Below are 24,310 nucleotides of genomic sequence, written 5' to 3'. Positions count from 1 at the left end.
AACTGGTTTTGTAGCAGAGCTATGGGAAAAAATGCTGTATTATTTTAAAGAAGTGCCAGCCAAATTGACACCACTCACCAGTTTTTATATAGTAGGGACGAAGATACGGATTGGAGTGAATTGGTTGACTTCAAACTCTGAGTTACAGAATTTAGATCTGATCGATTTAATCAGCGAGCGGCATAGTCTAATCCGAAAGATAGCTGAGAAAGCATGGAATGATCAGAGCGATATATATATTTCAAATTCTGAATGGTATATTATGGCCCGGATCTACAAAAAAAGGCCAACCATTTCGTATGTGACAAGGAATGTTGAGATTTCCAGACAGGCGATACATAAGTTTATAAAGAATCTTGCTGCAAAAGGCCTGGTGGAAGTTCACAATGTCGAGAATAACAAGAAAGAGAAATGTATTGAGCTAACCGCTTTAGGTGAAGAATGCTATGAGAAAAATGAAGCTCTTAAGGCTCGTCTTGAGCATAAAATTGCGGAAAAAATAGGAGTTGAGCAAGTAAATAACTTAAAGAATATTTTAAAACTCGATTGGGGAATAGAAGAATAATTCCGCACGTCTTGGCCATTGGATGTTCCTGACCGAGCGTTTATTAAGAGGTCTACTAAAGAAAAGCTGCTATTTACTGGCAGCTTTTCTTTTTGTCTAAATTCATCCCGATTCATTAAAAATGAGAACGTTCTTTATGGCTTTTCTCCCATTTTCGCAAGATAAACCATGTGATTAAGCTAAGGATAATCAGTAAGCTCTCCAAAGTGAAGATATACCATGGATAGTCACCTAATACGTCAAAGAAACTTGGGGTTTTAGGTTTATGACGCAAAAACCAATAATTTCCCTTCGTTTGATTGTTAATCAGAAGGATCGCCGGCAAAAGCAGATTGATAAAAACAATTAGCTTTATGACCGATCGGAATGATGGATAATAATTTTTAGCCCACAAAAAATATAAGGCTACCCATACAACCATCATATGTGCATAGAAAAAGTGAAAAAAGCGAAAGTGAGGAAAATCGTATGTTAACGCTGGAGTAAGTAAAGCTTGAGTAGCTCCCAATATCGCAATAAAAAATAATAGTTCAAAAATAATTTTTTTTCTGGTTATGAGTAAAAGGATACATAATATAAGTCCGATATTACACAATTCCAATGGCATGGACCGGCCAAATTTCCAGACTCCATTCACTAACATCCAAACGTGATTCAATATCTCGACCAATATTAAGGAAATGGCTGATCCAACTTCAAACCCTCTCCATCCATCATCATTCAGCTTTTTCCGGTATAGAAAAATGGCAGATGATACAAAAAAAAAGATTGCCAATGTAACAAGATGACTGGCTGAAAACATCTCAAAATTGAAAGACTTATGACTTTTGCCAAACCACTCCATCGATGCACACCCCAAGTCTGTTTAATGAATCAGGCATAAGTTGTGCATCTCCTATATTTTTTATACAGCTTTTCTGCACCTTCGACGATCAAGCATATTCACAACTGCTAATTTTTATTACATCAATTGGGAAAAAGGTCACAAAATTATAATACCCATTGACATTGATAATCATTATCATTTATTATCGGTTTAACAATAATTGAAAGTCATTATCAATTAGGAGGCTGTGAAATGAAGGCTTTCATTGGGTATTTAAGTATGTCAGGAAACACGGAAGATATGGCTTCCATTCTGAAAAAAGTTCTTGTATCTAAAGGATGTGAAGTGGATATGGAAAGCCTGGATTTGACAGAAATTCATAGTATCCATGCCTATGACTGTATTTTCATTGGTGCTTATACATGGGGGGATGGCGATCTTCCTTATGAAGCCGAGGATTTTTTTGAAGAATTGAATGATCACGATTTAACAGGAATACATGCTGTGTGCTTTGGTTCTGGTGATCATGCTTATCCAAAATTTTGTGCAGCAGTGGATACGCTTGCTGAAAAATTGAATGAAAGAGGAGCCAATGTTTTTCAGCAAAGGTTAAAAATAGAACTCAACCCTGAAACAGATGAGCAAATTCTTGAGTGTCAGCAATTTGCCGAATCCGCCTATGAATGGGTAATGAAAAATAGGGAGATGGAACATGTTTGACAAGGGATCCACAGCAGTGCTATCAACTCCAGATCTTCCTTTCATCGTAGCAGTAAAGCAGGCGGGAATTTATTCCTTTGAGGATGGAGACTGGCTCCTGCAGTATGGGTTAACACAAAATATATACAAACTTGTGCAATTAGGTCATTTCATATTCGGAATCGGAGACAATGGCACAATTATCCGATACGATCTGCAGCGAAAAAAATGGAATCAGACGTCATTCCCAACTGCACAGCGGTTGTGGGATATTACAGGAAACCGCAAGGGATTCATCATAACCCATGGCGGCAGCTGCCTATACATATCAAATAATTTTGGTTCTGATTGGTCTGTCTTAAGTCCATTTCAAAATATGTCCCAAAAGCCCCTTATCCGGTCTCTGCTATATCATCAGGGGAGCATTTATATTGGCACACAAATCAACTCACAGAATGGAGGGTTATGGAGATATTATGTTGGAAGCGGAGAATTGCATCTGATAAAAAAAGAAAAGCATTCGATGATTTCCTCCATTTATAGAGATGAAAATGATCTTCTCATCATTGCAAAGGGAAACGCCCGATCCGGTGTGGGAACGATTGAAATGCTGAATCCTTTTACAATTAGATGGGGTGTATGCCAGCAGCCTATAGCAGAAAGAGCTTTCCTGGATATTTTTGTGGCGAATGAAAAAGTATATGCCACGACGAGTCAGGATGAAGACGGTTTTTCAAGAATCTACGAAGTCCATAAGAAAAGCATGTCCCTGATTCCCATTGAAACCGTAGCTGGACATGGATTTAGGGGTGCGGGCTTTGAAGACCAGCTTTTTATTTGTTCACATAGAGAAAGTAAATGGATCAGCCACAGATATAACACAACACCATTAATTCATTGATAGGAGTGAAGAGGAATGAAAATTGGCGTATTTTATGCAAGTATGTCGGGAAACACAGAAGCGATTGCGGACATAATCTCGGGAGAGCTGAAGGATCAAAACCATGATGTGGATTTAGAAGATTTTATGAGTGTTCAAAGTGCTTCTGAACTACTAAATTATGATCTTACTTTTATTGGAATGTATACCTGGGGAGACGGGGATTATCCGGATGAATGTCTGGATATAATTGAAGAAATCGAACAGCTGGATCTCGAAAACCATCCCTTTGCCATCTTTGGATCAGGAGATACCTCTTATCCTGAATTTTGCGGCGCCATTGATCAGCTTCAAAGACTTATAGAAGAACAGGGGGGAACAGTTGTCGGGAATCCCTTGAGAATAGAGTTCAACCCGGAACCGGAAGACGAAGAGGAAATAAAAAAGTTTGTTTCTGAAGCTTTGATGTTAAAGGAAACCTGCTGAGTATATGGCTGCAAGCTTAGAAAGGATGGCGTTAATGAAAAAGAAAACATTTCATAAACTCGTAGAAGAAAACATGAAAAATATCCTAAAAGATAAAGAACAATTGGAAGAAATATATCGGAGGATTGATGAAAATATTTTGATGGAGACAGAAAAAACAAGAGTAACTCAATAGGAATATTCAGGCTGGAAAAGAAAAGAAGTATGCGTTTCTGCAATAGGCAGGGACGCATATTTTTATGTCAGCAGCCAGTTGTCCACCATTTGGGCATTGTGAAATTGGGTGATGTTTTAAATTTCAAAAAAAATCCCCCCATGGGGAATGAAAGAGTAACTCATTATTTTGATTTATTCTCATTCGACTTTTCCTTTTGAAGCTTTTCTTTTTCCAGACGCTCCGCATCCTTCTTAAACGCCTCCATCGCTTTGTAAAAAAGGAGAGTCATCGTTTTCTCACCTCCTTATCCTTTTACTTCGTTAATTTCTTACATTTTCCTTTGGACTTTTTTTGATTGTTAACATTTGGCAGGAATTAATGCATTTTAGGAGAATTCATTTTTCAAGGCAAGGCAAGGTGCTTGAGGAATTTAAAAATAATTAGAGAATATTGTTGCAGTTTGATTTCCACTATTGGTATGATTATTCTCCGCGCAAATTTCATACATAAGAAAAGTGATATCAAAAGGAGCTGATTGTGTGAAGCAGGAATTCATCGAAATTTTCAATGCCAGAGTAAACAACCTGAAGAATATTGATCTGCAGATTCCAAAAGGAAAGATCACGATATTTACAGGTGTCTCCGGTTCCGGCAAATCATCCATCGTCTTTGATACGATTGCCCAGGAGGCAGGCCGGCAGTTAAATGAGACGTACAGCAGTTTTCAGCGGCTTTTTCTTCCGAAATATAGCCGTCCGGAAGCAGATGAAATCAACAATCTTTCTACTGCCGTTGTCGTCGATCAAAAACGGCTCGGCGGAAATGCCCGATCCACACTTGGAACCGCTACAGATATTAATCCTCTTCTTCGCCTGTTATTCTCCCGGTTTGCAGAACCTCATATAGGGTACAGCAACGCATATTCATTTAATGATCCCAGCGGCATGTGCCCGAAATGTGAAGGGATTGGGAGAATTATTACGCTGAACCTTGATGCTGCCCTTGATAAGGAAAAAAGCTTAAATGAAGGAGCTATTCTGCTTCCGGGTTTTGGACCTGGAACATGGCAATGGAAAGCGTATGCGGAATCTGGATTCTTCGATATTGATAAGAAAATTATTGATTATACAGAAGAAGAATTTAATAAGCTTGTCTATGCAGAGCCGCAAAAAGTAACAGTCAGTTATATGAATAATGATATGAATGCAACCTATGAAGGCCTGGCAGTCAAATTTATGCGGCAGCATGTGAAGAGGGACAAAGAGACTTCAAAAGCTGGCGAGAAGCTGCTGAAGAACTTCAGTACCATGACTGATTGCCCTTCCTGCGGAGGAAAACGTTACCACGAAATGGTGCTTTCATCCACAATCAAAGGCTATTCCATATATGACCTGACTTCCATGCAATTGGATCAGCTAATTAAAACTCTTCCAAAGATTACATCAACTGAAGCTAAGCCAATCGTTGACGGGATAATGGAACGATTGGAAAACCTTTGTGATATTGGACTGGGGTATATGGATCTGACAAGGGAAACACCAACACTATCGGGCGGTGAATCTCAAAGGGTGAAAATGGTAAAATATTTATCCAGTAACTTAACCGGCTTAATGTACATATTTGATGAACCTAGCACCGGCCTGCATCCGCGGGATGTCTACCGGTTAAATGAATTGCTGGTTCGGCTGCGGGACAGGGGCAATACCGTTTTAGTTGTCGAGCATGATCCGGACGTCATCCAATTAGCCGACCATATCGTTGATGTTGGGCCTCGTGCCGGGACACATGGAGGAGAGATCATGTATACCGGCAGTTACCAGGATTTCTTATCTTCTGACACATTAACTGCCAATTATTTAAACCGCAGTGCAGAGATTAACGCAAATCCCAGACCGGTTTCCGAATTTATGGAAAGCAGGAAAAGCAGCCTCCACAATTTGAAGAATGTGAGTCTTTCAGTTCCAAAAGGGATTTTTACTGTTATTACAGGAGTAGCGGGTTCCGGGAAAAGCACACTTGTGAATGAAGTGTTTGCAAAAGATTTTCCGGAGGCAATCCGTATTGATCAAAGCCCGGTCCACGCCAACATACGATCCAATCCGGCAACTTTCACTGGCATTATGAATTCGATTCGCAAGTCTTTTTCAGATGCCAATGGGGTGGAGAGCGGATTATTCAGCTATAATTCGACCGGGGGTTGTCCTTCATGCGGAGGCACTGGGACGGTTGAAATCAATTTATCTTTTATGGATACAATGGAAGTCGAATGCAGCGAATGTCATGGAAGTCGTTTTAGGCAGGACGTGCTCCAATACTTATATAAGGGCAAAAATATCGTTGAAATCATGGAGATGTCTGTAGCGGACGCTGTGGAGTTCTTTGATGCAAAAGATATTCAGAGAAAACTCAAAGCTCTGGAAACTGTCGGTCTTGGCTATTTGTCATTGGGACAGCCGCTGACTACTTTGTCAGGAGGCGAATGTCAAAGGCTAAAGCTTGCAAAGGAACTGAATACTAAAGGAAACATTTATATACTTGATGAACCAACTACGGGATTGCATATGTCCGATGTCGCTAATATTCTGGAAATCATTAATAAATTGGTGGAAAAGGGCAATACGGTTATAGTCATTGAACATAATCTGGATGTTATCCGAAAAAGTGATTGGATCGTTGATTTAGGTCCGGATGGAGGTGCTGGAGGCGGAGAAATCCTGTATGAAGGAGCGCCGGCAGGAATTTTGGAATGTGAGCGTTCGGTTACTGCACAGCATCTGTAATGGAATAATTAGATATCAAATGGCCATGGAATTTTTTCCATGGCCATTTTCTTTATCGCTTATGTGCAGGTGATACAATTTACTGGAATCCTTTCCGTCACAAGTCAATGTGTTAAAAATAGAGAAATTGTAAATAGGAAGAACGTTTTTGGGGGGGCTTTTCTAAATGGAACAATACACTGGCTTTTTCATTACACTGCTGCTCATTGGTTTAAGTCGGGGATTCGGCCGAAAGATGAAGTTTGGAAATCTGCTGAACATGAAAGAATGTCCCAGACATTCTTTTTCTTTTTTCCATTAGTACAATACATTTTATTATAAGCTTTTTATTCTTTTAAAAAAGCATGAATTTGTAAAAAACGTACGGAATCTATTGGAAAATAGGATATATTTTTGTACAAATCAACCATAGTGATTTACTATTAAATCCTTTAAATTAATAGTATGGATCTTTAATTTTCAGAATTTACGAAAATTTCTTGGTCAGGATGGTGAGCGTTTGAACTTTTCATCAGATAGAGTAGGGCAAATACCTCCCTATTTATTCGCAGAGATTAATAAAAAGAAAGAAGCTATGAAAAGAGCGGGTATCGATATCATTGATTTGGGAATAGGAGATCCGGATTTACCAACTCCCAATCATATTATTGAGAAATTTGTACAAGAGTCACAGGATCCCGCCAATTTAAAGTATCCCAGTTTTGTAGGATGTATGGAGTTCAAGCAGGCGGTAGCTGATTTTTATTGGAGGCAGTATCAGGTAAGGGTGGATCCTGAAACAGAAGTTCTCGCCTTAATCGGATCCAAAGAGGGGATAGCCCATCTGGTTCCAACTCTTGTGGATCCCGGTGAATATGTGCTTATCCCGGATCCAAGTTATCCCGTTTACCGAATGGCCACACTGCTGGCAAATGGACGCTATCATAACATGCCAATGTCCATAGAAAATAATTTCAAGCCAGATCTAAATGCCATACCTGATGAAATTTTGAAGCAGGCAAGGCTAATGTTTTTGAATTATCCGGGGAACCCGACCTCAGCTACAGTGGATATTGAATTCTTTGAGGAAGCGGTTGAATTTGCGCATAATCATCAAATTCCGATTGCGCATGATTCTGCCTATAATATGGTCACTTTCGATTCCTACAAAGCACCTAGCATTCTTCAGGCGCAAGGAGCAAAAAATATCGCTGTAGAGTTTGGCTCCTTATCTAAAACCTATAACATGACAGGATTTAGAATAGGCTATGTGGTTGGAAACAAAAACATAATTAAAGCGCTTTCCGTGTATAAAAGCAATACGGATACAGGTCAGCTAACTTCCATCCAAAAGGCAGCAGCCTTTGCTTTAAACAGTGAACAAACGTGTATTGCAAAGCATAACGCTATCTATAAAGAGCGGATGAATGCGATGCTCGACGGTCTGAGCCAGATTGGGATTGAAGTTGATCCGCCAAAAGGAAGTTTTTTCATATGGGCTCCAGTGCCTAAGGGATATACTTCTGCCGAATTTGTTTCCAGCGTCATGGAACAGACGGGTGTCATTCTTACTCCTGGCAATGCTTTCGGGCCTTCAGGAGAAGGATATTTCCGAGTCTCTCTGTCTGTGCCCAATGATCGATTATATGAAGCAGTTAATCGAATTAAAGAGAAATTGAAAATTGTAATAGGATAATCACAAACTAATGGAGGTCTTTAAATGAAGAAAATATTAAATTTTATTAATGGTGAATGGTGTGAAGCGTCAACTGGGAAAGTTGCTCCTGTGTTAAATCCAGCAACAGGTGAAGTTCTTGCTGAAGTAACACAGTCAGCAAAAGAAGATGTTGATAGAGCTGTTGCAGCAGCGAAAACCGCGCAGAAATCCTGGCGATTGGTGCCAGCCCCTGAGCGTGCTGAAATTCTCTATCAGGTTGCTTTTTTATTGAAAGAAAGAAAAGAAGACTTGGCCCAAATACTTACAAGTGAAATGGGAAAAGTGATTGACGAAGGACGAGGAGAAGTACAGGAAGCCATTGATATGGCGTACTACATGGCAGGAGAAGGACGCAGAATGTTTGGAGATACAGTTCCGTCCGAGCTTCGCAATAAATTTGCCATGAGTGTCAGGGTTCCTGTTGGAGTGGCAGGATTGATCACTCCTTGGAATTTCCCGATTGCAATTGCTTCATGGAAGTCGCTTCCTGCTCTTGTAACAGGAAATGCTCTAGTATGGAAGCCGGCAACTGAAACTCCAATCCTTGCAGCTGAATTTGTGAAAATTTATGAAGAGGCAGGTCTTCCAAAAGGCTTAATTAACCTTGTGCATGGGTCGGGAAGTGTTGTTGGAAATGCAATGGTTGAACATCCGGACATCGATTTAATTTCTTTTACAGGATCGAATGAAGTCGGCAGAGATATTAATGGAAAAGCAGGAGCTTTATTAAAGCGAACTTCTCTTGAAATGGGCGGGAAGAATGCCATCACCGTGCTGGAGGATGCAGATCTTGATCTTGCTGTAGAAGGAATTCTTTGGGGGGCTTTTGGTACCAGCGGCCAAAGATGTACCGCTACAAGCCGTGTCCTTGTGCACAACGACGTAAAAGAAGAACTTGAAGGAAAGCTGCTGGATCGCATTGGAGAACTGAAGCTTGGCAATGGGCTGGATGAAACAGTTAAAGTTGGACCGGTCATAAATCGTTCTTCCCTTGAAAGAATTGACGAGTATGTAAAAATAGGCCAGGAAGAGGGAGCAAAGCTGCTTGCAGGCGGAAAAATTGCTGATGATGATGGTCTGAAAGAAGGCAACTTCTACCTGCCGACTATTTTTACAGATGTAAAGCCAAATATGAGAATCGCCATGGAAGAAATCTTTGGGCCAGTTGTTTCCATTATTCCCATTCAAAGTATGGAAGAAGCCATTGAAATTAATAACATGGTAGAATTCGGTCTTTCTAGCGCTATTTATACACAAAATGTCAATCAGGCTTTTGAAGCTATGAGAGATTTGGATACTGGTATTGTTTACGTGAATGCAGGAACTACCGGAGCAGAAATTCACCTGCCATTCGGAGGAACGAAAGGAACGGGCAATGGCCATCGAGATTCTGGGGTAGCATCACTGGATGTTTATACGGAATGGAAATCGATTTACGTGGATTACAGCGGTAAGCTGCAGAGAGCGCAGATAGATAACTATTAATTTGTTATTAGATAGCAATGATAGAAGAGGAGTTTAAGAAGTTTTTAAACTCCTTTTTTTAATATAAAACTTAAAAGAATATTGAGGGAAACCACCATCATCTTGCAAAAGGAGCAATTTAGTATGGAAACTTTAACAGTTGTCGGTTCCGGTGTTATGGGCAGAGGAATCGCTTATGCAGCAGCACTTGGAGGCTTTCACGTCTTATTACAAGACGTGAGCGAAGAGAATCTGGATAAGGCAAAAAATTATATTGAAACAGAAATGAGAAAAAGTGCTGAAAAAGGCTACTTGAACCATGATCAGGTAACAGCTGCTCTCAGCAGCTTAGAATTTACAACAGATTTAAAATCGGCTGCTGAAAATGCAGATGTAGTTATAGAAGCTGTTTTCGAAATGATGGAGTTAAAGATCGATATTTTTAAACAGCTTGATCAATATTGTCCGGAACGTACGATTCTCGCAACCAACACTTCCACCATGAGCCCCACAGAAATTGCCGCACAAACATCCAGACCGGAAAAATGTATTGCCATGCACTTTTTTAACCCTGTTCACAAAATGAAGCTTATTGAAATTATTAGAGGTCTGCAGACATCGGATGAGACCGTAGAAAAAGCAAGAGAAATAGGCAGGAAGCTTAACAAGGAGACAGTCGAGGTAAACGAGTTTCCTGGATTTGTTACCAGCCGGATGAACTGTCTGATCGGCAATGAGGCTATGAATCTTCTGATGGAGGGTGTAGCCTCTTCAGAGGATATTGATAAAGCTATGAAGCTTGGCCTGAATCATCCCATGGGTCCCTTGGCACTGGCAGATTTGGTTGGATTGGATACGAGACTGAGAAACATGGAGTATTTGCATAAGACATTAGGTGAAAAATATCGTCCATGTCCGCTCCTGATTAAATATGTTAAAGCCGGAAGACTCGGGCGCAAAACAGGACGAGGATTTTACGAATATGAAGTCTAGCATTGTGCAAGATTGGAGGCCGGTATCATGAACAACACTAAAAACTGTGAAAAACTTGTCACAGCCGAAGAAGCCGTTCAGTTTATTCAGCGGGGAGACAGTGTATTAGTAGGCGGTTTCGGTCTTTGCGGAACTCCGTTTACGCTGATAGACACAATTACCGAAACAGATCATGCCCGTGAATTAACGATCATCAGCAATAACTTAGGAGAAGCAGGAAAAGGCTTAGGAAAACTATTAATCTCTAAGCATGTTAAAAAAGCAGTCGGGTCTTATTTTACATCGAATCGCGATGCTGTAAGGGCTTGGAAAAACGGCGAGCTGGAGATTGAACTCATTCCTCAGGGTACTCTTGCTGAAGCAATTCGTGCAGGCGGGGCGGGTATTGCCGGCTTTTATACTAAAACGGCTGTTGGAACCAAGCTGGCAGAGGGGAAAGAAGAACGCACCTTTGATGGGGAAAGATATATATTCATAAGAGGTTTAAAAGCAAATGCTGCTCTTATTAAAGCTGAAAAAGCGGATACACTTGGAAACCTCATTTATTCAAAAACAGCCCGGAATTTCAACCCGATGATGGCAACGGCTGGCAAACTGGTTATTGCCGAAGTGGATGAGATAGTCGAAGCAGGTACGCTGGATCCTGAAAAGATAGTTACCCCGCATTCCTTTGTTGATATGGTCGTGCTGAATGATCGCTATGAAAAGATAGGGGGGGAGTATGTTGAGTGTTGCAGGCAAGAAACTGGATACAGATAAAGTGAGGATTGCAAAAAGAATTGCCATGGAGCTCCCGGAAGGCTCTGTTGTTAATCTCGGGGTAGGAATCCCCACCTTAATACAGAACTATTTAAAGCCTGAAAGCAAGGTGTATCTGCAATCAGAAAACGGGTTACTGGGAATGGGGCCTACTCCGCCTAAGGAAGAAATCGATATGGACCTGATCAGTGCCAGCAAACACCCGATCTCATTGGGAATAGGCGCCTCTATCTTCTCAAGTTCTGACTCTTTTGTCATGATTCGCGGCGGGCATATTGATGTTGCAGTTTTAGGTGCACTCCAAGTGAGCGGATCGGGAGAAATAGCGAACTGGGCAGTCCCGGGTCAGGATATTCTGGGAGTTGGCGGTGCCATGGATTTAGTGGCGAGTGCAAAAAAAATTATTGTCGCTATTACCCATGTAACCAAAGATCATCTTCCGAAAATTGTTAATACCCTAACTTATCCAACCAGCGGTATTCGTAAAGCGGAAATGATTGTGACAGAAAAAGCTGTATTCAAAGTTAACAATGGAGAGCTGTATCTCGAGGAATTATCTGAAAACAGCACTATTGATGAAATAAGAAGAATGACAGATGCAGACTTCATCATATCAGAAAATCTAAAGAAAATGCCTGTTTAATAGAAAGGTGCTAAATATGGATTTTAATAATATTTTGGTTCGTGAAGAAGAAGGTATTGGTTTTATTATTATTAATCGTCCTGAATTGAGGAATGCCTTAAATATTGATACCCTGCTGGAAATAGAAACAGCTATGGATGTGTTGAGAGACGATAAAAGCATCCGCGTCATCATTTTTACGGGTGCTGGTGAAAAATCTTTTGCAGCTGGTGCAGACATAAGCCAGTTAAACAAAAGGACCATGATTGAGGCTCTAAAGCCTAATATGACAGCAACTTACCGGAAAATTGAGGACTATGAAAAGCCGACCATTGCAGCAATAAATGGTTTTGCTCTGGGAGGCGGATTGGAGCTTGCGCTTTCCTGTGATATCCGTGTAGCTTCTTTAAATGCTAAGCTGGGGCTGCCCGAGGTAGGATTAGGGATTATGCCAGGTGCTGGCGGTACGCAGCGACTTTCCAGAATTATTGGAAGAGGCAAAGCTATGGAACTGATCTTAACTGGTGATGTCATCACTGCAGCAGAAGCCGAAAGGTTGAATTTGATCAGCAAAGCCGTTCCGCAAGAGGCACTGATGGATACGGCAAAGGAATATGCCAGAAGAATAAGTTTAAAAGGGCCTCTCGCATTAAGAATGGCGAAGGCAGCCGTTAATCGCGGGGCAGACATGGAAATGGAAACTGCGCTTTATTTGGAAAAGCTTGCCCAGACCATATTAATCGGATCGGAAGATAAACTGGAAGGAACACAAGCCTTTTTGGAGAAAAGAACACCGCAATTTAAAGGTAAATAACCAATAATGCGATTAGGGGGAAAAAATGATGGATTTTACATTTTCAGAGGACATCCAGCTTCTAAAAAAGGCAGTTGGAGACTATGTACAAGGAGAAGTAGAGCGGGTAGCGATGGAAATTGAGGAGAATGACGAAATTCCAAGTCATATTGTTGAAAGTTCCAAGGAAATGGGGCTATTTGGATTAAGTATTCCTGAGGAATATGGCGGATTAGGGCTAAACTGGGTTGGGAAATGCGCCATTTATGAAGAACTGGGTAAAACCCATAATGGATACACAACGTTAATCGGCGCCCATACAGGCATCGGGACGGCGGGAATTGTCGAGCTGGGGACAAAAGAACAAAAGGAAAAATATCTTCCTAAAATGGCAAGCGGCGAATGGATTGGCGCATTTGCGCTAACTGAGCCGAGTGCAGGTTCAAATGCGTCGAATTTGAAGACGAAGGCAGAAAAAAAGGGAAATAAATATATATTAAATGGTTCTAAACATTATATTACCAATGCGGTCTGCGGAAATGTTTTTACCGTGATGGCTGTCACCGATCCGAGCAAAGGGGCAAAAGGAATCACTTCATTTATTGTGGAAAAAGACTTTCCCGGATTTATTGTTGGTGCAGTGGAGCGGAAGATGGGCCTTCGCGGTTCCCATTCAGCTGAACTGTTCTTTGAAAATTGCGAGGTGCCTGCAGAAAATGTTCTTGGAGAAGAAGGCAGAGGATATGTGAACGCACTTAAAATTCTCGCAAATGGCAGAGCTGGGCTTGCAGCAAGAAATCTGGGCTCATGTGAAAAGCTGCTTGAACTCAGCATGAGCTATGCCATGCAGCGAGAACAGTTCGGCAAACCGATTTTTGAACAGCAAGCTGTTCAGCATATGCTTTCTGATATGGCATTGGAAATTGAAGTGCTCCGTTCCATGACTTATCGGGTCGCCTGGATGGCTGACCAGGGAAAGCGGGTTGTCAAAGAGGCAGCCATGGCAAAGCTATATGGATCTGAGGTATATAATCGCGTGGCCGATTTAGCTGTTCAAATACACGGCGGCATCGGATATATGAAGGATTATCCAATTGAACGTTTTTACCGGGACGCGAGAATCACGAAAATTTATGAAGGCACAAGCCAAATTCAAAAAAATATTATTGCCAGCGAACTGGACCGGGAGTTTCATAAAAAATTGCCTGTGAACAGTCGATAAGCCAATTCGTTTAGAGATTACTTCACATCTAACAGGGGGGAAATGATGAGAAACGCAGTTATAATTGATGGTGTTCGAACTGCCATAGGACGAATGGGCGGTACACTGAAGGATATAGAGGTTGATTTTCTTTCAGAAAGAGTAATGAGAAAAGCGCTTGAAAGAAGCCGACTGGATGGTTCAGAAGTGGATGAAGTGGTTTGGGGCCATGCGAAACAAAGTTCAGATGTCCCCAATTTAGCCAGGCTGGCAGCTTTAAGATCCGGACTTCCTGTCGAGGTGCCGGGATATACCGTTCACCGCCAGTGCGGGTCAGGATTGCAGGCGATCAATAACGCAGCACAGCAGATTCAGTGCGGATTATCTGACATTGTGCTTGCTGGCGGCGGGGAAAGCATGAGTACTGCTCCATATTATTTAAGAAAAGCAAGATATGGATATGGTGCAGGAAATGCAGAAATCGTAGACCCGAATACAGAAAGCCAGCCAAGGGCTCAGCCGATTGAAGTATACGGTAACCTGACAATGGGACTGACAGCTGAGAACCTCGCTGAAAAATATAATATCAGCAGAGAAGAACAGGATGAATTTGCCCTTGAAAGTCAGCAAAAGGCTACAGCCGCTATTCAGCAAGGGAAGTTTAAAGACGAAATTATTCCATATGAAGTGAAATTAAAAAAAGAAAAGATTGTATTTGATACGGATGAGCATCCCCGCTTAACGAGTCTTGAAAAGCTTGCTTCTTTAAAGCCTGTGTTTAAGCAAGGCGGCACTGTTACGGCAGGAAATGCGAGCGGACGCAATGATGGAGCTGCAGCATTGGTGATGATGGCCGAGGACGAAGCAATAAGAAAAGGCCTTAGACCGCGTTTGAGGGTTGCTGCACAAGCGGCTGCCGGAGTCTCACCGGAAATAATGGGGATTGGGCCAGTGCCAGCTGTTATGAAGGCGCTTAAGCTTGCAGGGCTGACTCTTGAGGACATAGACCTAATAGAGCTGAATGAAGCCTTTGCTGCTCAAGCACTGGCTGTTGTCAAGGAACTCAATATAGACAGAAGTAAATTAAATGTAAATGGCGGTGCTATTGCTTTAGGACATCCTATTGGAGGAACAGGAGCCATTTTGACTGTCAAAATCATGAATGAGCTCGAAAGAAGAGGCGGCCGCTATGGTTTAATCACTGCTTGTATTGGCGGAGGTCAAGGAATTGCCACGATTGTTGAAAATTTACGAGTTTAAATTGCTGGAGGGACAATTACATGGGCAGACCGAGAGTTTTGCAAATACTTCCGATGTATCATTCAGAAGGAGAAAAGATTCTGCGTGAAGGTGCAGATGTGATTCAAACAGACAATTACAGTCTGGACCATTTATGTGAGATGGTGAAGGGAGTGGACGGCATTGTTTTGAGAGCCCCTGCTCGAATTACTAAAGAAGTCATTGATGCAAATCCTAATTTAAAAGTCATTTCTGGTGCAGGAGTAGGGCTTGATAATATTGATGTGGATTACGCATCGCAGAAGGGGATCCCTGTCCTTCATGCACCGTCTGTCAATAAAGTTTCAACTGCTGAACATGCAGTCATGCTTGTTATGGCACTGGCTAAGTCGGTTATCCCGCTTCATGAGAAGATGAGGCAAGGAGATTACAATTCACGAAATTATCTCATTCCTCTGGAACTGAAAGGGAAAAAAGCAGGTCTGATTGGCTTTGGCAATATTGCGCAGGAAGTCGCTAAGCGTTTGAAGCTTGGCTTTGAAATGGATGTAACTGCCTGGGTGAGGGAATATAATCCTGATAAGCATGGGCTGGCAGAGAAACTGGGCATTCGAATCCATACAAATATGAAAGAAGTGTTCGAGGAATCAGATTTTGTATCTCTGCATATTCCCTTAAATGAATCAACAAGGCATTCAATTGATCATAAGCTGTTCTCGATCATGAAGCCCTCCGCTTATTTAATCAATACAGCCCGGGGTGCGGTTATAAATCAGCATGATCTATATGAATCATTAAGAGATGGAAGAATCGCCGGCGCTGGATTGGATGTATTTGATCCGGAGCCTCCGTCCAAAGATCTTCCGCTGCTTTCATTGCCTAATGTGGTGCTTACACCGCATGTAGGTGGTACAACGGCTGAGTGCAATTTCATTACATCTGCTACCGTTGCCAAAAATGTAATTAATGTACTTAATGGAAAGAGACCTGAATATATTGCGAATCCTGAAGTTTTAATTTCAAAAATTTTAGAATAGGAGCTCAAGCATGGATCATTATTCAATCGCCCTGATTCCTGGTGATGGCATCGGAGTGGATGTTGTACGGGAAGGGAAGAAAGTGTTAGATGCGATATGCAATCTGCATGGAGGATTCTCTTTAACTTATAAAGAGTTTGATTGGAGCTGTGAATATTACGCGAAGCATGGCAAAATGATGCCGGAAGATGGCCTGGAAGAATTGAAAGACTTTGATTCTATTTTCCTGGGGGCAGTCGGTTACCCGGGAGTGCCCGACCATGTATCGCTTTGGGGCTTATTGCTGCCAATCAGGCGTCAATTTGAACAATATATCAACCTGCGTCCGGTGAAGCTCTTAAAGGGCCTTGACTCTCCGTTAGCGGGAAAAACATCTGAACAGCTCGACTTCATTGTCATTAGAGAAAATAATGAAGGAGAATACTCCAGTATCGGAGGCAGAATGTACGAAGGAACAGATCTTGATATGGCGATGCAAACCAGTGTGTTTACGCGCAAGGGAGTAGAAAGGGTTCTGAGATATGCGTTTGATCTTGCTGATAAGCAAGGCAAAAAGAAGCATGTAACAGCAGCTACAAAGTCAAACGGCATAAACCACACGATGCCATTTTGGGACGAATATGTGGAACGGATTAATCAGGAGTATCCGCAAGTTAAAAGCAATACTGTCCATATTGATGCGCTTGCAGCTTTTTTTGTCAGTAAGCCAGAGACCATGGATGTTGTTGTTGCGTCCAATTTATTTGGTGATATTTTAACAGACCTGGGGGCAGCCATTGTGGGAGGCTTGGGCATTGCCCCTTCTGCCAATATCAATCCTGAAAAGAAATATCCATCGATGTTTGAACCTGTTCATGGTTCGGCACCGGATATAGCCGGTAAAGGAATAGCGAATCCGCTTGCATCTATCTGGTGTACAAGTATGATGCTTAATCACTTGGGCCAGAAAGAATCAGCAACAGCCATAGTTGATGCCATGGAAGATGTTTTACAAGAAAAGGAAGTGCTGACTCCGGACCTGGGAGGTACAGCGACGACAGAGCAAGTTGGCGATTACATCTGCAAGAAATTGAAAGAGCGTCTAGCTTAGGCATGCACAAGGTGTTTTAAAGTTAATGACAAAGAATGAAAAAAAGCGGCAAATATTATTTGCTGCTTTTTTGATTTTATAGTGAATCTATTTGGAGGAGAGGGCCGCATCTTCAGCATGACCCGGTGCCAGGGGATTCTTTGTTTCCTGCAGCCCTGCTGCAGATATGCCTGAGTTTTTAATCGCGAAAAATAACAGCATACAGTGATCAAACCTTGAAATATCCAGACAGGTAAGTTCATTAATTTTTTCCATACGGTATACAAGTGAGTTTCGATGGAGAAACAGCATTCGTGCCGTTTCGCTCATATTCATGTTGCATTTGCAATAAGCCATGAAGGTTTGGGCGAGGGTGGGAAAATTTACATGATTAATGAAAGCTTCCAATTTTTCCTTTAATCTCTCATTTACATATTGATTTAAGCCATTTCCCAACAGTTCAAATATGATGTTCCAATCATTATAGTAGAAAATTCTTGGAGAGCGGTTTGATTGTTTTCCAGCAGTTAATGCCTGTAAAGCTGCTTGATAGGAAACTTTTATTCCAAGCGCTCCTTTGTTGGCGCTGCCGATGGAAATGTTCGCTGTACAATTATTTTCTTTCTCTAAATAACGGAGTAATCTTTGAATCTTATGTTCTAATCTTTTGATAAAAAGGTCATGAGGTTCATCTTTATTCATAACTTTAATGAGCAGAAATTGATCAAGTGTCAGAGGCGAAAGGATATCTTCTTTACTATCCATTAAATAGTAACTTAGTATTTCGGAAAAATTATTTTGCAGAAAATGCCAGGAATACTTATCGCAGGTCTGTCCGTCTTTGGCGAAATGGCTGGAGTCTATTTCGAACTCGATTAATAAGCAGATGCGGCTATGGTCAGGCTCCAAATCAAACCCCAGCATTTTGGCATATCTTATGCTGTACTCCAAATCCTCAGGTTTTTGAGAGTTTAAAAGATAACGAATCAAATTATCCAAGGTTTTTGACTCAATCGCACTCATTTCTTTTTTTAGGTACTCATGGCACATTAATTCCACATGGCTTTTTACCAGCTGTGCATATTTGCGCACCTCAGCAGGCTCTCCTACAATCCCCAGAACTCCAATAGGTTCATGATTGATCATGATTGGCGCTGCTACACCCGGCAATACGTTATTGAGTTTTTTTACTTCGTCTATCTCATAAGCAATGGTTGTTTTTCGCTCCACTATCTCAAGAGAAGCCTGATGAAAACTTCCTAATCGGCTGATATCACTAGAACCAATAATGATGCCTTTATTGTCGCTGATACTGATTGGATATTCTATTATATGGGAGGTGTTTTCTACAATTAACTGTGAGATTTCTTTTAAAAAACTCAAATGTATCACCCTTTATCTGCTAATTATTAATAGATTCTTCTACAATAAGATAAAATCCTTGTTAAAATACACAATTAAAAATTTTCTAAATATTCTTTTTCTGTGAAATTTGCACATAGCATCCCAGACTTCTAATTAGTAACATTATAACTATATAATGCTAGAAAGAAGGGAAGGGAAGCGAATTGTCTAGCCATGCGGATATTATTATTATTGGCGGGGGAGTCATCGGTTCAAGCATTGCTTATAATTTGTTAAACGATGGATTCACAGGTAAGATTGTTGTATTTGAGAAAGATGGCCTTTATGAATTTGCTTCGACACCAAGGAGTGCTGGAGGATTCAGGCAGCTGTATACTACCGTCATCAATATGCAGCTCAGCAAATACAGCCTTCAGATTTACAAAGATTTTTCAAAGGACATGTCCATTGACGGTGAAGCAGCAGAGATTGATTTTAAGCAAAGGGGCTACTTATTTTTAGCCACTGACCAAATGATGCCCCGTTTTGAAAAACACTTAAAGCTTCAAAATGAAAATGGAATACTTTCTCAGCTTCTTGAAGGGGAAAGTCTTTTGAATATTATCCCAGAGCTTAATATAGATGATATCGCCGGCGGATTGTATTGCAGTGAAAGCGGCTATTTAGATCCATATTCTGTGATGCTGGGATATGTGAGATGTGCCAAAAAGCTTGGTGCAGAATATATTTACGATGAAGTGGAAAGTCTGATAACTGAAACAGGGAAAGTGAAGGGCATCAAACTTGCTGATGGCCGGGAATATCATGCTTCCGTGGTGGTGAATTGTGCAGGGGCCTGGGCTTCCATATTGGGAGATAAAGCTGGACTGCCGCTTCCTGTTGTACCGCTTCCCAGACAAATTTTTCAATTCGATATTAAGGAGCCGCTTAAAAACTATCTCCCATTAACGATGGACCCGACAGGTGTTTATTTCCGGCATGAAGGGGAAAAATTCATATCCGGCTATGCCGAGGAAATTGAGCCTGGCATCAACTTTAAGTGGAGAAGATCTGCTTTTGAGGAACATATCTGGCCGGTGCTGGCAAATCGGATCAAGAATTTCGAGCATGCTAAAATCGAAAGAGGCTGGTCAGGACTGTATGATTTTAACACGGAAGACCATAATGCCATTCTTGGTGAATACCCTGCAATGAAAGGCTACTATGTTGCTTTTGGCTTCAGCGGACATGGCATGCAGCAGGCTCCTGCAGTCGGAAAGTGTCTGTCTGAGCTGATCCGGACGGGAAACTTCGAAACATTGGACTTATCTCCATTAAGAGTGGAACGTTTTGCAGAAAAAGACCTTATTATCGAAGATGCGATTTATTAATAAAACACCTTCGTAGGAGCCAGGCTCTTACTGAAGGTGTTTTTTAGGAATCTATCACTGGCATGATGCCCGCATTTCTTCATAGCATTTGATGGCAGTAAAGAGAAGCATGCAATGTTCAAAGCTGCTGGTGTTGAGGGAAGTGATTTCGCTGATTTTTTCCAGTCTGTAAATGATGGTGTTCCGGTGTATAAACATGTTTCTTGATGCTTCACTCAAGTTCATATTGTACTTGCAGAATCCAGTAAAGGTGGAGGCCAACACCTCATAATTATCTTGTTCTCTTAAAGAAGATATTAGGTTTAAGAGTTTTTGCTTATAGGCAGGGGAAAGCTCCCTTGGCAAAAGACTTAGCATGGCTTCCCGCTCATTATACAAATGAATGTGAGAGTGATCTTGAAACCCCAGTCCGATATCCAATGCTTTCATAGCGTTTTGGTAAGATTCAGAGCACCCCTTGTGGCCATTTTGAACATCTCCTACACCTATCTTTGCAGAAACACTGTATTTAGCGTCAAGAAATGAATTGATTTTTTCCAGCCTCTCATCCAATTTTTCCAGGAAAGATGCAAATGACTGGGGAAAGGGCATGGATTTAAAAATAATGAAACGTTTGAAGTCCAGAAAAGACACGATATCATTGTCATTTTCCTGAAATATTAACTTTAAAAAGCTCAGCACTTCTTTTTGAAAGTATTGAAACGAAAGATCCCCAAAAAGGTTGCGGTCACCTGATGGAGGGTTAGTGACATCAATAATAAGACAAGCACGATTGATGGTCAGATCGAAATTGAGCAGTTTCGCATACTGGGAAATATGCTCTTTTTCTTCTTGCTCAGAGTCTCTATAGTGAATAAGCTGATAAACCAGCATTTCTGCCATTTTTTCTTCCAGCTCCACCATTTCTTTTCGGAAAGCGTCCTGGCACATCATTTCAACTTGATTTTTGACAAGCTGTACATATTTCTCGACCTCAGCGGGATTGCCCACAATTCCAAGTACACCAATTACTTTGTTATTAAACTTTAAAGGAGCAGACACACCAGGAAGAATTTTTCTCTCAATTTCATTCCTGCAGACCACCGTCGTATTTTTGTTAATTACGTCAAGAGAAGGGCGGTGAAAGATACCGATTCTGCTTTGATCCGTTGAACCAATGATGTATCCCTCATTATCGGTAATGCTGATTGGATACTCCAATATCTCACTGGTTTTTTCCACTATGTCCTGGGCGATATTTTCAAGGATTTTCATTTTTTTTGCATTCCTTTCTAAACACAGTCCTTTCTCAATTTACCTGTAAAAACGGCACTATGCTTTTTGATTATCTAAAAAATTTCATCAATCTCTTTATAACGGTAATAATGAGCTTCCAGGCTGTTTATCGCACGTTTAAAATGGTTCTCTAACACTATTTTTAGTTTTTCGGTATCCTTATCTTCAATAAGAGAAAGTATAAAACTGTGCTCATCAGGACTATAGGGTTCTTGTTTTGGGTTTGAGAAAAAATCATCAAATAGGATAAGATAGATATTCGTCTGAGTGATAAGCCTCAAAATAAACTCGTTTAAAAATTTATTGTTGCATTTTTGAGTGATGCTAATATGAAATTCCTTATTATACCTTACATATTCTTCCGGGCTGCGGTTATAAAGTGCAGCTTTTTCTTTTTCAAGATTTTCCTTAATGGCTCTAAAATCGGATTCAGTTAAGAAATACATCGCTTGGCATACTGCAATATACTCTAATTTAGATCTCAATTCATAAGCTTGTATCATTTCTTCTTTGGTCGGATTCGTAACAAAAGCACCTCTATTTGGGATAATATCTACTAGACCCTCCATTGATAATCTTTTGATCGCATTCCTAATGGGGGTACGGCTCACACCCAGAGAGTTTGATAGATTATGTTCCACCAGTTGCTTTCCTGGCGCTAATTTCCTTGCAAGTATAGCTGTTTTAATATGATTATAAACGTTTTCTTCCATGGAAACTTTCTTCATACATCTACCTCCATAAGAATAATCATCTTCTGAAAAAAGGAATCTTATATTAATATAATAATATTTATAATATTCAAAAAATATTGACAATTAGATAACCTAAGTTTACACTATTCTTGTAGATTGTTCTACAATTTTGAACAACAATATTTTAGAGTGTTTAAAAAATAGACTTACATTTATTTTGCCGCCTGTGTTCGCATTCTGAAATATTGAAATTAAGGGGGAAACGGAATGAAGAAGGGCTTTTTGATTTCATTGGTTGTTCTGATCATTGCTGGAATGCTTGCTGGCTGCGGAGGAAGCAAAACATCAGGTGGAAGCAAATCAGACAGTGTGTTAGCTCGGGTTAAGGAATCTAAAGTACTGAAAGTCGGCTTTGAGGGTACATATCCTCCTTTTAACTTTTTGAATGATGATCAGAAATATGATGGCTTTGATGTTGATATTTCTAATGAAATAGCCGAGCGCTTAGGTGCTGAAACTGAGTTTGTTGCTACTAAATGGGAGAGCCTTATTGGAGGTTTGAAATCGGATAAGTTTGATATTGTGATTGCACAAATGACGGTTACTGAAGAGCGTAAAAAGAGCGTCGATTTTACTGACCCTTATGTTGTGACTGGTTCTGTCCTGATAACAAGAGAAGATACTGATGGAATCACTAAATTAGAAGATATCAAAGGAAAAAATGTGGGTGTCGGCGGGGGAACTACTTTTGAAGAAGTTGCCAACAGTGTGGACGGTGCGAATGTAAAGACATATAAGGCTGTTAATGATTATATTGCTGATCTAATGAATAAACGTCTGGATCTTATCATTAACGATCAATTATTAATGAGTTATAACATTAAAGAAAATGATCTGCCGCTCAAGATTTCAAGTGACATTGTTAACAAGGATGAAATCGGAATGGCCATTAAAAAGGATAATGACGATTTTGTTAAGGAAGTCAATCAGATATTGGCAGATATGAAGGAAGACGGAACATATTCAGAAATCTATAAGAAGTGGTTTGGAACGGAACCGCTAGAAAATTAAAGAATTTCTCCCTAAAAGGCAGGAATTTCTCAGATCCTGTCTTTACTTTAAAGGGATATATTTAATTGAAGCGCCCATAAAGAGTATTCATAAGAGGAGGGAAAATTATGCGGGTTGTTGTTTTAGGGACTGGAATGATAGGCACGACTGTAGTATGTGAATTGGCAAAGTTTCCTGAGATTGCAGCGGTTACTGCCGTTGACGTGAATGAAAGTAGTGTGGAAAAGTGTGTTGAAATAGCCAATAACCAAAAGGTATATGGTAAACAGGCTTCTCTTGAAACAATTGAAGATATACAGAATGTTTTAAAGGATGCGGACATTGCTGTGGCTTGTTTGCCGCATTCTTTAAGTCCATTAGCTATTGAAGCTGCTATCAGCGAAAAATGTCATTTAGTAGATTTAGTAGGATCCAAGTATGAAGAAAAAGTGAAGCTTGACCAAAAAGCAAAAGAGGCTGGAGTGGTTATTGTACCAGGCTGCGGAGTTGCGCCGGGTATAACTAACTTTTTGGCAGCGCAAGGCATCGAAATGCTTGATGAGGCTGACGAAGCAGTGATGACATGCGGAGGCATTCCGCGGTTTCCCCAGCCGCCCTTATGGTACCAAGTGGTGTTCCGGCTCGAAAGCGTACTCGGCCTGTATACAAGACCTGCATTAGCAGCTGAAAATGGCGAATTGGTTGAACTTCCGGCATTATCTGGATTAGAGAAAATGTCATTCCCTGAACCGGTTGGCATGTGTGAAGCGGTCATTACAGATGCTCATAGTACCGCCTATACGTTAAAAGATAAAGTGAAGAGACTATATGAAAAAACGGTAAGGTATGAAGGGCATTGGGAAAGGATGAAGTTCCTTAGTCAGCTTGGCTTTTTTGATGATGAACCAATTGATATAAATGGAACGCAAATTAGACCTCGTGCATTCTCTGAAAAAATATTAGCTCCAAAGCTTCAAGGCAAGACGAAAGAAGATATCACGGTCTTACGAGTTGAAGTTAACGGACGGAAGTCAGGCGTCCAAACGAAATATACCTGGGAAATGGTTGATTTTTATGACTATGAACGCAATATCACCTCTATGGCCAAAACCACTGCTATTCCTGCTATGCTATTGGCTAATTGGATTGCAGAAGGAAAAATTACCGAAAAGGGCATTGTTTCAGTAGAAGAGCTAATTATTAAAGACCGCTTTGCTCCATTCATGGAACAATTGGGAGAATTAGGGATAAACATAAGATTTAAAGAAGAAGTCCTTGTATAAAGATCA

The 24,310-nt window shown here is 40.8% G+C and carries 23 protein-coding genes; 19 read left to right on the top strand and 4 right to left on the bottom strand.

Annotated elements, in window-relative coordinates; genetic code table 11:
- Positions 1–124 precede the first annotated feature (124 nt).
- Positions 125–565 (top strand): MarR family winged helix-turn-helix transcriptional regulator, encoded by a 441-nt coding sequence (locus tag IRB79_RS15525; RefSeq protein ID WP_243503359.1) that lies wholly within the window; start codon positions 125–127, stop codon positions 563–565.
- Positions 566–680: 115 nt separating this feature from the next.
- Here the strand turns inward: IRB79_RS15525 and IRB79_RS15520 are convergent, their stop codons facing one another.
- Entirely contained in the window at positions 681–1,409 is a 729-nt protein-coding gene (locus IRB79_RS15520; protein ID WP_243503358.1) for a YwaF family protein, read from the bottom strand.
- 234 nt (positions 1,410–1,643) lie between these two features.
- On the opposite strand from IRB79_RS15520, the gene IRB79_RS15515 reads away from it, so the two are divergent.
- The 15 genes from IRB79_RS15515 (at position 1,644) to IRB79_RS15445 (ending at position 17,287) form a co-directional block, all read left to right on the top strand.
- Positions 1,644–2,111, top strand: a complete 468-nt coding sequence (locus tag IRB79_RS15515) for a flavodoxin (RefSeq protein ID WP_243503357.1) — start codon at positions 1,644–1,646, stop codon at positions 2,109–2,111.
- Positions 2,104–2,991: a hypothetical protein gene (locus IRB79_RS15510; RefSeq protein WP_243503356.1), complete on the top strand. Its 888-nt coding sequence runs from the start codon at positions 2,104–2,106 to the stop codon at positions 2,989–2,991. The genes IRB79_RS15515 and IRB79_RS15510 overlap by 8 nt, the downstream gene beginning before the upstream one ends.
- 15 nt (positions 2,992–3,006) lie before the next feature.
- Positions 3,007–3,456 (top strand): flavodoxin, encoded by a 450-nt coding sequence (locus IRB79_RS15505; RefSeq protein ID WP_243503355.1) that lies wholly within the window; start codon positions 3,007–3,009, stop codon positions 3,454–3,456.
- Between the two features lie 34 nt (positions 3,457–3,490).
- On the top strand, positions 3,491–3,631 hold the full coding sequence (locus tag IRB79_RS15500) for an FbpB family small basic protein (protein WP_243503354.1): 141 nt from the start codon (positions 3,491–3,493) through the stop codon (positions 3,629–3,631).
- A 521-nt stretch (positions 3,632–4,152) separates the two neighbouring features.
- The gene (locus IRB79_RS15495; protein WP_243503353.1) at positions 4,153–6,393 is read left to right on the top strand and encodes an ATP-binding cassette domain-containing protein; all 2,241 of its coding nucleotides are present in this window, start codon (positions 4,153–4,155) and stop codon (positions 6,391–6,393) included.
- A gap of 499 nt (positions 6,394–6,892) precedes the next feature.
- Entirely contained in the window at positions 6,893–8,068 is a 1,176-nt protein-coding gene (locus IRB79_RS15490) for an LL-diaminopimelate aminotransferase (RefSeq protein WP_243503352.1), read from the top strand.
- A gap of 24 nt (positions 8,069–8,092) precedes the next feature.
- A complete protein-coding gene (locus IRB79_RS15485; RefSeq protein ID WP_243503351.1) occupies positions 8,093–9,574 on the top strand; it encodes an aldehyde dehydrogenase family protein in 1,482 nt (493 codons plus the stop codon).
- 123 nt (positions 9,575–9,697) lie between these two features.
- The gene (locus tag IRB79_RS15480) at positions 9,698–10,546 is read left to right on the top strand and encodes a 3-hydroxyacyl-CoA dehydrogenase (protein WP_243503350.1); all 849 of its coding nucleotides are present in this window, start codon (positions 9,698–9,700) and stop codon (positions 10,544–10,546) included.
- Between the two features lie 27 nt (positions 10,547–10,573).
- The gene (locus tag IRB79_RS15475; RefSeq protein ID WP_243503349.1) at positions 10,574–11,305 is read left to right on the top strand and encodes a CoA transferase subunit A; all 732 of its coding nucleotides are present in this window, start codon (positions 10,574–10,576) and stop codon (positions 11,303–11,305) included.
- Entirely contained in the window at positions 11,268–11,948 is a 681-nt protein-coding gene (locus IRB79_RS15470; protein ID WP_243503348.1) for a 3-oxoacid CoA-transferase subunit B, read from the top strand. Before IRB79_RS15475 ends, IRB79_RS15470 begins: the two co-directional genes overlap by 38 nt.
- Positions 11,949–11,964: 16 nt before the next feature.
- The gene (locus tag IRB79_RS15465) at positions 11,965–12,741 is read left to right on the top strand and encodes an enoyl-CoA hydratase/isomerase family protein (protein ID WP_243503347.1); all 777 of its coding nucleotides are present in this window, start codon (positions 11,965–11,967) and stop codon (positions 12,739–12,741) included.
- Between the two features lie 28 nt (positions 12,742–12,769).
- Positions 12,770–13,942: an acyl-CoA dehydrogenase family protein gene (locus tag IRB79_RS15460; RefSeq protein ID WP_243509444.1), complete on the top strand. Its 1,173-nt coding sequence runs from the start codon at positions 12,770–12,772 to the stop codon at positions 13,940–13,942.
- A 45-nt stretch (positions 13,943–13,987) separates the two neighbouring features.
- Positions 13,988–15,181, top strand: a complete 1,194-nt coding sequence (locus tag IRB79_RS15455; RefSeq protein WP_243509442.1) for a thiolase family protein — start codon at positions 13,988–13,990, stop codon at positions 15,179–15,181.
- A 20-nt stretch (positions 15,182–15,201) separates the two neighbouring features.
- Complete coding sequence (locus tag IRB79_RS15450; RefSeq protein WP_243503346.1) at positions 15,202–16,197, top strand: hydroxyacid dehydrogenase; 996 nt, start codon at positions 15,202–15,204, stop codon at positions 16,195–16,197.
- A gap of 10 nt (positions 16,198–16,207) precedes the next feature.
- On the top strand, positions 16,208–17,287 hold the full coding sequence (locus tag IRB79_RS15445; protein ID WP_243503345.1) for a tartrate dehydrogenase: 1,080 nt from the start codon (positions 16,208–16,210) through the stop codon (positions 17,285–17,287).
- Positions 17,288–17,374: 87 nt separating this feature from the next.
- Here IRB79_RS15445 and IRB79_RS15440 read toward each other — a convergent pair whose 3' ends face one another.
- Positions 17,375–18,658 carry a CdaR family transcriptional regulator gene (locus tag IRB79_RS15440; protein ID WP_243503344.1) on the bottom strand — a complete coding sequence of 428 codons (1,284 nt, stop codon included), beginning with the start codon at positions 18,656–18,658 and terminating at the stop codon, positions 17,375–17,377.
- 176 nt (positions 18,659–18,834) lie between these two features.
- On the opposite strand from IRB79_RS15440, the gene IRB79_RS15435 reads away from it, so the two are divergent.
- Positions 18,835–20,001: an NAD(P)/FAD-dependent oxidoreductase gene (locus IRB79_RS15435; protein WP_243503343.1), complete on the top strand. Its 1,167-nt coding sequence runs from the start codon at positions 18,835–18,837 to the stop codon at positions 19,999–20,001.
- A 54-nt stretch (positions 20,002–20,055) separates the two neighbouring features.
- On the opposite strand, the gene IRB79_RS15430 is transcribed toward IRB79_RS15435, so the two are convergent.
- On the bottom strand, positions 20,056–21,255 hold the full coding sequence (locus IRB79_RS15430) for a CdaR family transcriptional regulator (RefSeq protein WP_243503342.1): 1,200 nt from the start codon (positions 21,253–21,255) through the stop codon (positions 20,056–20,058).
- Between the two features lie 74 nt (positions 21,256–21,329).
- Positions 21,330–22,004, bottom strand: a complete 675-nt coding sequence (locus tag IRB79_RS15425) for a GntR family transcriptional regulator (RefSeq protein ID WP_243503341.1) — start codon at positions 22,002–22,004, stop codon at positions 21,330–21,332.
- A 234-nt stretch (positions 22,005–22,238) separates the two neighbouring features.
- Between IRB79_RS15425 and IRB79_RS15420 the strand changes: the two genes are divergently transcribed.
- Both IRB79_RS15420 and IRB79_RS15415 read left to right on the top strand, forming a co-directional pair.
- On the top strand, positions 22,239–23,042 hold the full coding sequence (locus IRB79_RS15420; RefSeq protein ID WP_243503340.1) for a transporter substrate-binding domain-containing protein: 804 nt from the start codon (positions 22,239–22,241) through the stop codon (positions 23,040–23,042).
- Positions 23,043–23,149: 107 nt separating this feature from the next.
- The gene (locus IRB79_RS15415) at positions 23,150–24,304 is read left to right on the top strand and encodes a saccharopine dehydrogenase family protein (protein WP_243503339.1); all 1,155 of its coding nucleotides are present in this window, start codon (positions 23,150–23,152) and stop codon (positions 24,302–24,304) included.
- Positions 24,305–24,310 lie beyond the last annotated feature (6 nt).

This window comes from Cytobacillus oceanisediminis, assembly GCF_022811925.1.
GTDB lineage: Bacteria > Bacillota > Bacilli > Bacillales > Cytobacillaceae > Cytobacillus > Cytobacillus oceanisediminis_D.
This window is presented reverse-complemented; position numbering and strand designations above follow the sequence as displayed.